Source organism: Streptomyces marispadix (genome assembly GCF_022524345.1).
GTDB classification, from domain to species: Bacteria; Actinomycetota; Actinomycetes; order Streptomycetales; family Streptomycetaceae; genus Streptomyces; species Streptomyces marispadix.
The window spans coordinates 2,567,571-2,579,562 of record NZ_JAKWJU010000002.1 but is presented as its reverse complement, the minus strand read 5'-3'; the positions used below and the strand labels follow the sequence as shown (position 1 = coordinate 2,579,562).

6 protein-coding genes and 1 pseudogene are annotated in these 11,992 nt (G+C 71.8%); 2 read left to right on the top strand and 5 right to left on the bottom strand.

Annotation, left to right across the window (positions count from 1 at the left end):
* Positions 1-3: 3 nt before the first annotated feature.
* A pseudogene (locus MMA15_RS10700) lies at positions 4-851 on the bottom strand (helix-turn-helix domain-containing protein).
* Between the two features lie 134 nt (positions 852-985).
* Here MMA15_RS10700 and MMA15_RS10695 point away from each other — a divergent pair.
* Both MMA15_RS10695 and MMA15_RS10690 read left to right on the top strand, forming a co-directional pair.
* A complete protein-coding gene (locus MMA15_RS10695; RefSeq protein ID WP_241058875.1) occupies positions 986-1,210 on the top strand; it encodes a hypothetical protein in 225 nt (74 codons plus the stop codon).
* Positions 1,211-1,256: 46 nt separating this feature from the next.
* Positions 1,257-1,397 carry a hypothetical protein gene (locus MMA15_RS10690; RefSeq protein WP_241058874.1) on the top strand — a complete coding sequence of 47 codons (141 nt, stop codon included), beginning with the start codon at positions 1,257-1,259 and terminating at the stop codon, positions 1,395-1,397.
* 83 nt (positions 1,398-1,480) lie between these two features.
* Here MMA15_RS10690 and MMA15_RS10685 read toward each other — a convergent pair whose 3' ends face one another.
* The 4 genes from MMA15_RS10685 to MMA15_RS10670 all read right to left on the bottom strand — a co-directional run bounded on the left by MMA15_RS10685 (position 1,481) and on the right by MMA15_RS10670 (position 11,977).
* Entirely contained in the window at positions 1,481-5,044 is a 3,564-nt protein-coding gene (locus tag MMA15_RS10685; RefSeq protein ID WP_241058873.1) for an NACHT domain-containing protein, read from the bottom strand.
* A 434-nt stretch (positions 5,045-5,478) separates the two neighbouring features.
* Positions 5,479-7,344 (bottom strand): sugar-binding protein, encoded by a 1,866-nt coding sequence (locus MMA15_RS10680; RefSeq protein WP_241058872.1) that lies wholly within the window; start codon positions 7,342-7,344, stop codon positions 5,479-5,481.
* 244 nt (positions 7,345-7,588) lie between these two features.
* The gene (locus tag MMA15_RS10675; protein ID WP_241058871.1) at positions 7,589-8,797 is read right to left on the bottom strand and encodes a low temperature requirement protein A; all 1,209 of its coding nucleotides are present in this window, start codon (positions 8,795-8,797) and stop codon (positions 7,589-7,591) included.
* A 324-nt stretch (positions 8,798-9,121) separates the two neighbouring features.
* The gene (locus tag MMA15_RS10670) at positions 9,122-11,977 is read right to left on the bottom strand and encodes a SpoIIE family protein phosphatase (RefSeq protein ID WP_241058870.1); all 2,856 of its coding nucleotides are present in this window, start codon (positions 11,975-11,977) and stop codon (positions 9,122-9,124) included.
* Positions 11,978-11,992: the final 15 nt, after the last annotated feature.

The window sequence follows — 11,992 nt, the reverse complement described above, 5'->3', positions numbered from 1 at the left end:
GACTCACGTGGACTCGGGGGTCTCGCACGGGACTTCCTCCAGATACAGGCTGATCAGCTTGCGGGACTCGGGCGGGGACAGCGCGAGGTCGCGCAACTGATCGTAGGCCACCCGAAGTCGGTCGACGTCCTTCGTCTCTTCAGCCAGATCGCCCGAGTATCCGGTCTCCACGTACGCCACGGTACGGCCGTCCGGCAGCCACAGGAACATGGTGTCGGTGTTCGTCAGGCCATGCAGGCCGACGGCCAGCCGGACGACTTGGATCGTGACGTTGGGCCACTCGCTCATCGCGCGGAGATGCCTCAACTGCTCGCGCCAGTCGGCGAGTTCGCTGAGCGGTCGGCGCAGCACCGCCTCATCGACGATGGCCCGGAACTGGGGCGGCTCGTCTCGGCTGAGAGCCTCTTGCCTGCCCATTCGGGCTTCCACCTGCTCGGTCAGGTCGTTCTCGTCGACCGGACCGGCCGCCCTGAGCAGCGCACGCGCGTAGGCCGGTGTCTGAAGCAGCCCAGGGACGATGCCGGGAGCGTACTGCTGAAACCCGGTCGCCTCCGCTTCGAGCGTCATGTACCGGCGGTAGCGCTCACGGAACTGGGAGGGGTCGCGCACCGCCAGTTCCCACAGCACTATCAGGTGGGTCGTGCCGTAGAACTTGTCGAGTTCCCGGGCGAGTTCGGGACTCCGAGGGTGGTGCCGTGCTCCATGTGCCCGAGGTGACTGTGATCGCTGCGTACGGCGTCACCCAACGCCCGCAGAGAGACGCCCCTTTCGCGGCGCAGCACCGCCAACTCCTTGGCGTAGCGGGCTCGTGGCGACTGGCTTCGGCCGGACACGGGCCGTCGTGGTGGCATCCTCAGCGCCCTCCCGTGGGTTTTGTGGGGCAACTGCCCCGACCTGTGGCTCTAGTTGAGACACCCGGCCCTGACCGTCCCCCGGGCGTGCATGCTCATAACCGTAAGTGACGGGACGTTACGAAGGTGTGGTCATGGCGAAGGATCGGCAGGCGGCTTCCGGGAAGGTCGAGGAGGCGCTAGAGGCGCGTGAGGTGTTGGGTGCGGCTCTTCGGAGGGCGGGCATTCAGCTTCCGGCGCTGGATTTCCGGCCGGTGGGCGGCGGTGTGGATGTGTACGGGCTCGTCAGTCTGGGTGAGTGCTCGGCGCCGGTGGCTCGTGAGCTTGCGTCGGTCATCGCGAAGGGCGCAGGCCGTTGAGTCGCGCCTCGGAAAGTTCGCCGGGCCGCCGGCGGAGGCGGAAGCGATGACCTCCGCTACGAAGCCGAAACGCGGCGGCGAGACCGCACGGCGCGAACCGAAGCGCCCGTGCCCGCATCCGGGCAGCACGAAGAAGGTGAAGGGCAAGATCTGCTGCGCGGAGTGCGGCGTACAGCTCTACCTGTGACGGCACCGGCCCGCCCGGCCGGAGTGGCGCGGGTGCCCGGCGCTGCCGTCGCCTCCGCGGGCGGGCCCGAACTTCGCCGCCCCCTACGGAAGTTCCCCCTCTCCCGCCCCCAGCCACGCCAGCATCTGCCGCAGCCGCAGGCGGCGCGGGGGATAGGTGCCGGGGTCGGCGATCAGGGCCTGAATCCAGGCCGTGGCCTCCTCGACGGCTCCCGCCGTTTCCAGGTCCATCAGCAGGCGCAGCTCCAACTGGGAGGGCGGGTACGGGAGTTCGATCACGTGGCGCCACACTTCGAGCGCGGGTGAGCGTTCGCCCATCGCGGCGAGCCCCGAGGCGATGTCGCATCGGTGCGCCCACTGGAGGCGGGGGTGCGACTTCGCGGTGCGGACGATGAACGGGACCGCGCTGCGGCCCTCGTTGTCTGCCAGGGCCTCCAGTGCGATGACGACGTCCTTGCTCTTCGCGCTGCCCAGTTCGACGAGTTCACGGGCGAGGTGGCAGATCGTCGCCCCCGTCGCGGGTGTCCGCTGGTCCTGTTCGGAGAGGGCGTCCAGGACGCCGTGCAGCCAGGCGCCGTTGACGTGCAGATGGTGGTTCTCCCGCCAGACGCGCTCCAGCAGTTCGGCAGCCCCTTCGTCAACTGCCTTCAGCAGCACCTGAGTCGACTGCTTGTAGCGGTCCTGGGACAGGTTGGGGGTGCGCAGTGCCCGCTCGGCGAGTTCGGCGGCCTCCTGCCGTGCACCCGCGTCGAGCATCGCCTCCGCGACCTCGGCCCTCGCGTAGCTCTCCAGGAGCTGTCCCCGCCCGATCCTTTCCATGATCGTGCCGGCTGCGGCGGGGCCCTCGGCCGTCAGCCAAGCCGACACCACGCTGCCGCCCTCGAAAGCGCCCCATCTGTGTTCGCCGAGGACTTCCCGCGCCCAGTCCGCGATCATCGTGCCCTCCGCGAACGGGGCGACGGACTCCAGCAGAGTCGCCGGCGCGTCCAGATCGTGCCCGAGGTCGGCGCTGCTCTCCTCGAAAGCCGCCATCACCTTCGAACTGCCCTCCGCGCCGCGGACTTTGACCCACGTGCGGGCTGCCGAGTCCAGCGCTACGACGTCGGGCGTACCGGAGGCGAGGACCTCACCGGCGATGCCCGCCGCCGCCTCCGGCTCCCCGAGTCGCTCCAGGACCTGGGCCACCGCCGCCCGGCCCTGCTGGTCGGCCGGCGGCCGCTTCAGTGCCAGTGCCGCGATCGTGGCCCCCTCGGACGGCTGGGCCTTCAGCCACGCTTCCGCGGCCTGCTTCAGCCATGCCGCGTCCGACCGAGGGCTCTCCAGCACCCTGCGGGCCGACTCGGCCGCCTCGCGCGGATGTTCAAGACGCTCCAAGGCGAGCGCCGCACGCGCCAGCAGGAAGACGTCCGTCGTTCCCTGCTCCTCCGCGAGGACCAGGGCCCGTTGGCGTACCGCCTCGCGCGCCCCCTCGCTGATGGAGCAGGCCACCTCGGCGGCCTGCTGGATCGCCCCGTAGATCCATCCCAGCGCCGACCCGAGCAGCCGCTCGGCCACCTCACGGTCGCCTGCCTGGCTGTACGCCTCGACGGCGTCGAGACGCAGCATGGGGTCCAAGTGCTCGGCCGCGGCCATGCGTTCGAGCCGCTGGAGTACGCCCGGGAGCCCGCCGAGCGCGCCCAGCACCTTGAACGCCTCCTCGGCGTCGTCCTCCCCTGAGTTGCGCGCTATCGCTTCGAGGCGGTCGAGGATCAGCGCCCGGTTCTCCTCGCCGAGGGGGACGCCCTCGGCGAGGAGGGTCCCGGCGAGCAGGGATCTCCTGTGGCCCCGGCCTGACGTCTCGCTCAGCAGGGTCTCCGCCAGCCGGTCCGCTTCGCACTCCTCGCGCTCCGACCAAAGGCAGAAGACGAACATCGCGAGCGTCCGCTCGTCACCGCTCAGGGCGCGGCGGATCCAGACCTCCGCGTCCGGGAACTCCGGCGGGATCTCCATGGCGTAGGACTGCGCGGCGATGAACTCCGCGAACGAGTGGTGCAGGAACCTGAAGTCGTCGTCCTCGGGGACCAGCAGCCCGGTGCCCTGGAGGAACTCCCTGACCTCGGTCTCCCAGCCCGTCGGCAGGCCCCCGTCCCCGGCGTTCTCCCGCACCCACTTCAACGCCGCCTGCGACAGCGCCCCTTCGCCCTCCAGACGTCGCCTGCCCAGGACGCCCAGCACCTTACGTTTGTGCTGGTCGAGCCATAGGTGGAAGCTGCGGCGCTCGGGGTCGTCGCGATAGCGGCGGTTCAGTTCGGTGCGGACCATCGGGGCGCTCGTGCCGCGCAGCAGCAGATGCTCGCAGAAGCGCTGGTAGAGGCTGGAGCGGCTGGAAGGCAGCGGCCGGGACCGGTCGACGGTGGCGTTGACGGCGGCGATCGTCGCCAGCAGTGGATTGCGTACGAGTTCCCGCAGGCGGGTGTCCTCGGTCTCCTTCAGGAAGCGGTCGGCGGCGGCGCGGGCACGCTCGTCGTCGTCCTCGTACTGCGCCGTGAACCACTTGCCGGCGAAGTCCCGCAACTCGCCCGCGCCGAACGGCTCCATGCCGTACGCGCCGATCAACGCCCCGTGCAACGGGGCCAGTTCGGCCTCGGGCAGCGGACGGCTCGTCACCACGAAGCGGTAGTCGCTGCCCGCGCGGGCGTGCTGGGCGATCGTACGGATGACGCCCATGCGCGCGTCACGGTCGGCTATCTCGTCCAGCCCGTCGACGAGCACCAGCCACCGTGCCCCCTGCACCCGCCCCGCGAACAGGCCCGGATCGGGGTCCGCTACGAGACTGCGGCCGAGGCTGCGGCGCGCGGCCTGGCACAGCACCCCGCTCCAGGAGCCGCTCTGGTCGACGAGGGTGCGTGCCGCGATGCGGATGGGGACGACCGGCTCGGAGACCGGGGCGTTGAGGCTGCTGTCCTGCCGCAGCCAGATCCTGGAGAGCGTCCACGCCAGATGGCTGGAGAGCGTCGACTTGCCCGCGCCCGGCTCCGCCGTGATGAGCAGGTGCTCGTAGCGGGCCAGCGCGTCCGGCACGGGCAGCAGCGACTCCAGCAGCCGCGGATTCCCGCCGCGGCCCGGGTCCCCCATCCGCTGAGTGCCGTCGCCGTCGGTACGGGCGTCCTCACGCGTGGAGTTGTCCTCGGAGCGGGCCGAGGCACGCATCCGCTGCCGTACGTACACCGCCGACAGCGGGGGCTCCTCGACGCCCAGCTTGTCGTAGGGGAGCCGTTCCACCGCACGGCTCTGCGCCTCCATGAGGTTGCGTAACGCCAGCTCGGGCAGCGGGAGTCGGGCCCAGGACGTGAGGTGGGGCGCCTCGGTGGCCTGGCGGGCGGTGGCAGCGCGGTCGACTGCTTCCTTGGCCTTGGTCCACAGCGGTTCGACCTCGGCGGGGTCGCGGCGCAGCCCGACAGCGAGCGCCCGTACCACCTCCAGCTTGAGGAAGCGGGACGCGCCGTGAATGCCGTACACGACGTTCTTGTGCGCGATCTCGGCCCTGACGACCGCGTTCGGCGTCTCGTATCCGGCGTCGGCCATCGCCTGCCGGAACCAGGCGGCCAGCTCCTCCAGTTCGGGGTAGCGGCGCTGCCCGCCGTCCTTCGGCGGACGTCCTCCGGCCATGGATCTCCCCCAACTTCCTTGCCCGTCCCGTTTCCTGGAGTTTCTCCACCCTAGAGGGAAACTCGCGCCCGGCCGGAGGGTCGGTGCTGACGCCGAGGCGTCGCCGCCGTCGTCCGAAGCCGGGAAGCGCGTCCACCGGCCCGGGCCCGGCGGGGCAGAGGTCCTTGAGCCCCGGGCACGGGGACCCCGCAACGCAGACGGTGCGATGCCGCCGCCCTTCCGGCCCCCGGCGTCGCCGTACCGCCGGGTGTGCCGACAGACGTACCGCCGCGCCTCGTGGACCTGTGCACCATGCCCCAAGCCCCGGACCGGCGGGCGGCCCGGACAACGACCTCCTCACGGCCGCGCCCGGCTGTCCCGGTGCCGCAGCCGCCGACTTCCCCGATTCCGGAGGGAGTTGACTTCTCCGGGACGCCGCCGGTGGCGCAGGTCCGTCAGCTTCCCTTGCACGGCAGCGGTCCGCCCGCGAGCGGGATGCCGGTGCGGCGCGACTGGGCGACCGAGGCGGGTGAGTCCTCGCTGCGTGCCGCCTCCGTGGGGATCTCCGGCTCCGCGGGGTCCGTCGGGCGGTCTGCCGGGGGCGTGTACCCCTCCAGACGCGCCGTGCCCCACACATACGTGTCGGCCTGCGCGCTGCCGAACGGCGACCAGGCGAGCCTGGTCTGGCCGGTCTTGTCCTTCGTGTCGGAGTCGTACACGAGGATGTTCACCGCGAACCGCTCGGGGTCGGCGGCGGCCGGCAGCTCCCCGAGCGGGATCTTCGCCTCGACCGTGTAGCCCCGGTACGGTTCGCCGACCGAGGAGGCGACGCGCATGCCCGGCGCTGTCTTCTCGGCGGGGCCCTGGCGGTTGTCGGCGTCACGCTCGGCTGCCGGGCCGCCGTCGCCCGCCCCGTCCGGGTCCGTGAAGGGGAAGATGCCCGTCTTGAACGTGACCGAGGTGTCGTCGCCGTCGCCTCGCGGGTCGAGTGCGATCTCGACGGAGTCGGTACGCCAGTGCCTCTTGGCGTCCTCCTTCTCCAGGCGGGTCCCCTCACGGTCGTCGACGACGTCGACCAGGACGAACAGATCGTCGCCGTGCCGGGACATCTTCGCCGTCGCCGAGCAGTCGGAGTCCGTCGCCTCGTCGCCCTCCCAGTGCCGCAGTCGCAGCTTCGGGCCCGGGTACTCGCCGTCGCCCTCCTTGCCGTTCAGCACGGGAGCCACGGCGACCTCGGGAACGGTGGTGGACGGGGCGGCGGGATAGTCGGGCTGTGCGTCGTTGGCCAGCCAGGGCAGCCCGACCCGGCGGGCCCAGGCGCGGAACTCGGCGTACACAGGCCGAAGTTCGCCCTGCTCGCGCACGGGCGCCCGTACGGCACGGCCCTTCTCCGCGAGCACGCTGAACCAGTCCGAGTCCAGCTTCTCCGGGTCCTTCGGCACCTCGGGCGGCATCGCGGCCCAGCCCTGGGTGCGGTACATACGGGCCGCGTCCCGCTCGACCTGCGCCCAGGTCCTGCCGTGCTCGCGTGACATGTGGCCCGACCAGAAACCGATCACGGGCAGGCCGGTCTCCGGGTCGGTACGGCGCTCCTTCGGCGCGTCAGGGCCGAGCAGATCGGAGAAGGCGCGGTTCTGCGACAGCAGCCGCCGAGGCCGCCACGGCTTCAGGCCCTCGCACGTCAACTGGCCGGGGAACGCCCGTACATCACCGGCCATGAAGAAGGCCTCGATCGCCAGCCGCGCCGACATCTGGTGGCCGCCGTGCTGGTTGAACGGGCGGGGGTCCATGGTGACGACGGTGTGCGGCGTGGTCATGCGGAACAGCCTGACCATGCGCTCCAGGGTGTCCTGCTCGTGCCAGATGCGCTCGGTGAGCGGCGCGGAGAGCGTGTACCAGAAGTCCGGCTTGTCGAGGTAGAAGATGTTCTCGATGCCCGCGAGCGCCGTCGCGGAGCGCTCCTCGTCCTCACGCAGCATGCCCAGCGGCGCGCCCTCCTCGGGGCCCACCGCGTTGCCGCCGCCCTCGCCGCGCGTGACGGTGACGACGCCCGTGCGCAGCCCCCGGCGTTCGTGCCACAGGCCGAACGTGGAGAGGTTCCCCGCCTCGTCGTCCGGGTGGGCGCTGACGAACAGCACGTCGTGGTGGGCCGGTTCGTGGCGCCGCGCCGGCGGACGTGCCGCTGACTGACGCCGTTCGGCGGCGCTCGCGGCGGGCGCGCCCGCCACATGCACCGCGCCCACCAGGCCGGAGGCCATGGCGGCCGCCACGCGCCGCCTGGAGGGCCCCTTCACGCCGGAATCCCCGTTCGAGTCGACCACGATGCAAACCGCCTCTTCTTCAGCTTCCCCGGTTTCTCCGGCTCGCGGCCCATGCCGGTCCCGGTACGGGCATGGCACGGCTCCGGCACGGGCACCGCACAACTCTTCGCCAACTCCCGCTCCGTAGCAACCGTCTTGCGTGCTGCCTGCACCGACCCGACCCGACCCGCCTGCGGGCACGGGGAGACCGCTCCCCGTCCGGTACGAGCCGGGGGCAGCGGTGCGGCGGCGGGGCGGCGGGGCGTCAGCGTGGAAGCGCCGCCCTCCCGCCCCGGAGCGTCGCCGTGTTGGCGATCAGTGTCGCGGTGACGGCCAGGCCCATGCCCAGCACGGCGCCTCCCAGGCTCAGTTCGGAAGCGCCGAAGCCCAGGGCGAGCACCGCCAGCGCACCGGCCGCCGCCAGACCGCCGCGCGCCACCGCGCCCGTACCGGCGACGCGATGCAGCGCGGCGAGCAGCAGCAGCGTGACCGCCACCGGTACCGCCACCGCGAGCCCGGCGGCCCGTTCCGTCAGATGCGCGTGGTGCTCGGAGGCGTCGAGTGCCGCTTGCAGTCCGGCGCCGAGCGCGGCCAGCGCGGCGAAGACGAGATAGTGGCCGTAGCCCCAGGTCAACGCGGTGCGCAGGGTGGTCAGCCGCACCTCGCCTCCGGTGAAGTACGTCCACCACAGCATGAAGACGAGCAGGAGCCCGCCCAGCGCGATCAGAAGGACGTCGGAGGACAGGCCGTGGTCGGTCACGGCCGACTGGACCCCCGAGAGCGAGGCGAGGATGACCTCGCCGAGCACGATGATCGTGAACAGCCCGTAGCGTTCGGCGATATGGCCGGGATGCCAGCGGGTGGCCATTCCGCGGTACTCGGCCCAGGCCGGTACGGCGAGTTCGGCCACGACCAGCACCACGAAGGTCGTCGGCGCCCATACACCCGGGGCCCAGAGCCGTGCGATCCACCCGGCCTGTACGAGGGCGATGCCCGCGGCATAGCGCAGTGCGCCGCTGCGCCCCTCCGGGTGTTCCATGGCGGCCCGTAGCCACTGGGCGAGCATCGCGACACGCATGATGACGTAGCCGACCACGACCACCGCGAAGTCGCCGTTCTTGAACGCGGAGGGCACTCCCGCGGCCAGCACCAGGACACCGGCCATCTGAACCAGTGTCAGCAGCCGGTAGAGCACGTCGTCGGTGTCGTAGGCGGACGCGAACCAGGTGAAGTTCATCCACGCCCACCACACCGCGAAGAAGACCGCCGCGTAGCCGACGAGCCCGGAGCCGAAGTGCCCCTCGGCGAGGGCGTGATGGAGCTGGGCCGCGGCCTGCGCGACGGCCACCACGAACGTCAGGTCGAACAGCAGCTCAAGCGGCGTGGCCGCCCGGTGATCCTCGCCCGGGTCCCGTCCGCTCATCCTCCGGAGCAACGCCCCGGTACGCTCCGCCGTCGCGTCGCCTTCGCTCATGCCCGCCCTCCGACCGGATGTGCGCTCGATCCGCCCGATGATCTCGGTGCGCCCGATTCCCTCGGTGCGGCCGATGATCTCGCCGCGTTCGCCGTGCTCGGGTGTAGTCGTGACCTCGATGTACGCGGTGTACTCGGGCCAGGCTCTCAGGGATCACCGCACGCGGAAGACGGGCGGTCCCCATGTCCGTGCCCGTGCCGCGTTCCGCCGCCCCCGGTCCGTCCGGCGTACGGACCCGCCGCGGAGCCTCAACTGACGTACGAGCCGAGGGACTTCGGCCCCGTTTCAGCCCTTCGGCCCGTCCAGCCCTATAGCGCGTTCAGCTCATCGGCGCCCGTTCGACTCCTCGGTGACGTCTGCCGCTCGGCCGCCTCCGATGCCGTCACCGCCCGCCGCGGCCGGAACCGGTGCCGGGGACGCCTCCGCCGGGCCGCCGCTCTCGGGCAGCGCCTGCTCGGTCCAGATGACCTTGCCTTCCTTGGTGTAGCGGGTGCCCCAGCGGTCCGCGAGTTGCGCGACGAGGAACAGCCCGCGCCCGCCCTCGTCCGTCGTCGCCGCGTAGCGCAGATGCGGCGACGTGCTGGTGCCGTCGGAGACCTCGCAGATGAGCAGCGTGCGGTCGCGCAGCAGCCGGACCTGGACGGGGGAGGTGGCGTGCTGGATGGCGTTGGTGAGCAGTTCGCTGAGGATGAGTTCGGTGGTGAACGCGATGTCGTCCAGGCCCCATTCGGTCAGTCTCCCGAGCACCGCGGCACGTACGGAGGCGACGGCGGCGGGGTCGGACTCCACGTCCCACTCGGCGACCTGGCCCGCCTCCAGCACGTGGGTGCGCGCGACCAGCAGGGCGATGTCGTCGTGCTGCGGCACCGGGAGCAGGCCGTCGATCACCGCGTCGCAGATCTGCTCGGGGGAGCCGCGCGCCCGTTCCAGCACGAGGCGCAGGGCCCGCAGCGAGGTGTCGAGGTCCTGGCCGCGTCGTTCGATGAGCCCGTCCGAGTAGACGACGAGCCTGCTGCCCTCCTCCAGTGTCAACTCGGCCGCCTCGAAGGGCAGTCCGCCGATCCCCAGCGGCGGCCCGCCCGGCACCTCGGGGAACTCCACCGTCCCGTCGGGTCTCATGAGCGCCGGCGCGGGATGCCCGGCCCGCGCCATCACGCATATTCGGGAGACAGGGTCGTAGATGGCGTACAGACAGGTGGCCCCGGTGATGGCGGCCTCGTCGCCGGCGGTGACGGCGTCCTGGTCGATGCGTCCGACCAACTCGTCGAGATGGGCGAGGAGTTCGTCCGGCGGTACATCGAGAGTGGAGAAGTTGTGCACGGCCGTGCGCAGCCGCCCCATGGTGGCCGCGGCGTGCAGACCGCGGCCGACGACGTCCCCGATGACGAGGGCGACACGGGCCCCGGGCAGCGGAATGACGTCGAACCAGTCGCCGCTCACCCCGCCCGCCGCGGGCAGATAGCGCGAGGCGACCTCCACGGCGCTCTGGTCGGGCAGGGCACGCGGCAGCAGACGGCGCTGAAGCGTCACGGCCATGGCGTGCTCACGGGTGTAGCGGCGGGCGTTGTCGATGGACAGGGCGGCGCGGGCGGCCAGTTCGTCCGCGATGGAGAGATCGTCCTCCTCGAAGGGCTCCGGCTTCTCCGAGCGCCAGAGGGTGACCACGCCGAGGAGCACGCCCCGTGCCCGCAACGGTGCCGCTATGAGCGAGTGGATCCCGGCCTGGGTGATGCGTGCGGCACGTTCGGCGTCCAGCGCCCACCCGAAGGAGTCGTTCAGCCGTGGCTCCAGCACCGCCCGCTCCTCGGCGAAGCTCCTGGCCTGCGACGAGGACGGCAGGAAGGTGATCAGTTCGCCGACGGGCATGAGAGGCGGATCGCCCCGTATCCCCTCGAAGGCGGTGCGGCGCATCTGCGGGCTTCCGTACGACGGGCCCGGCTCGTCGCCGCGCAGCACGGGCTCGGCCAGGTCGACGGTCGCGTAGTCGGCGAGCCGTGGCACGGCCACCCGCACCAGCTCCTCGGCGGTGCGGGTCACATCCAGGGTGGTGCCGATGGCTCCCGTCGCGTCGTACAGCAGGCGCAGACGTCTCCGGGCCGACTCGACCCTGCCGGAGAGACGGCTCAGTTCGGTGGAGTCGCGGAACGTGGCGACCGAGCCCGGCGGGCCTCCCCTCTCTCCCGTGGGGCGGCTGTTGACCGCCAGCAGCCGGTCGCCCGACGGCAGGATCTCGTCGGTCGCCACGCGTCCCGTGGACAGCAGCTCCTCGATACGAGGCTCCAGCCCCAGTTCCGGTACGGGCCGTCCGCGAGCGTCGGGCGGCAGGTCCAGCAGCCGGGAGGCCTCGTCGTTGGCGAGCAGCAGCCGTCCCTCGCCGTCGACGATCACCACGCCCTCGTGCACCGCGTGCAGCACCGCGTCGTGGTGCTCGTACATGCGGGTCATCTCGGTGGGCCCGAGGCCCTTCGTCTGGCGCCGCAGCCGTCGCGTGACCCATGCCGTACCGGCCGCGGCGAGCACGAGCGCCCCCGCCGCGGTGCCCAGCAGGGGCGGCAGCGCGTCGCCCGCGCCGACGGTCTCCACCTTGATCCCGACGCCGACCAGGCCGACGACGTCGCCGCGGGAGTCCGTCACCGGGACGATGACCCGTACGATCCGGCCGATCGTGCCCTCGACCTCCTCGACCTGCACTCGTCCCCGCTGTGCGCGCGTGATGTCGGCGACGATCCTCTTCCCGATCCTGTCCTCGTTCGGGTGGGTGTAGCGGACCCCCTCGCGGTTCGCCACGACGATTCCGTCCACCCGGGAGCGCTTCCTGGCGTCCTCCGCGCGGGGTTGCAGCACCCCGGTCGGATCGGCGGAGCGCAGCGCGCGCAGCATGCCGGGGGAGTGCGCGAACGCCTGCGCGGTGGCGAGCCCCCTGTCGCGTGCGGCCCGCTCGCTGTCGTTTCGTGCGTGGAGTACGAGCGCGGCCACCGCGGCCAGTACGAGCAGCAGGACGATGACGAGCTGGAGTACGAAGACCTGCCTGGCGAGGCTGCGTTCGCTCAGCGCCGACCACAGACGTCTGCCCGGCAGAAGAGGGCCTGGGGCGCCCTGCTTCTCCCCGGCGCCCGGCCCCCGCCGCCGGCCGGCGCGCGACCCGGGCCCGGCCCGGAGACGTCTGAGGAATCCCGCCATGCCTATATCTCGCCT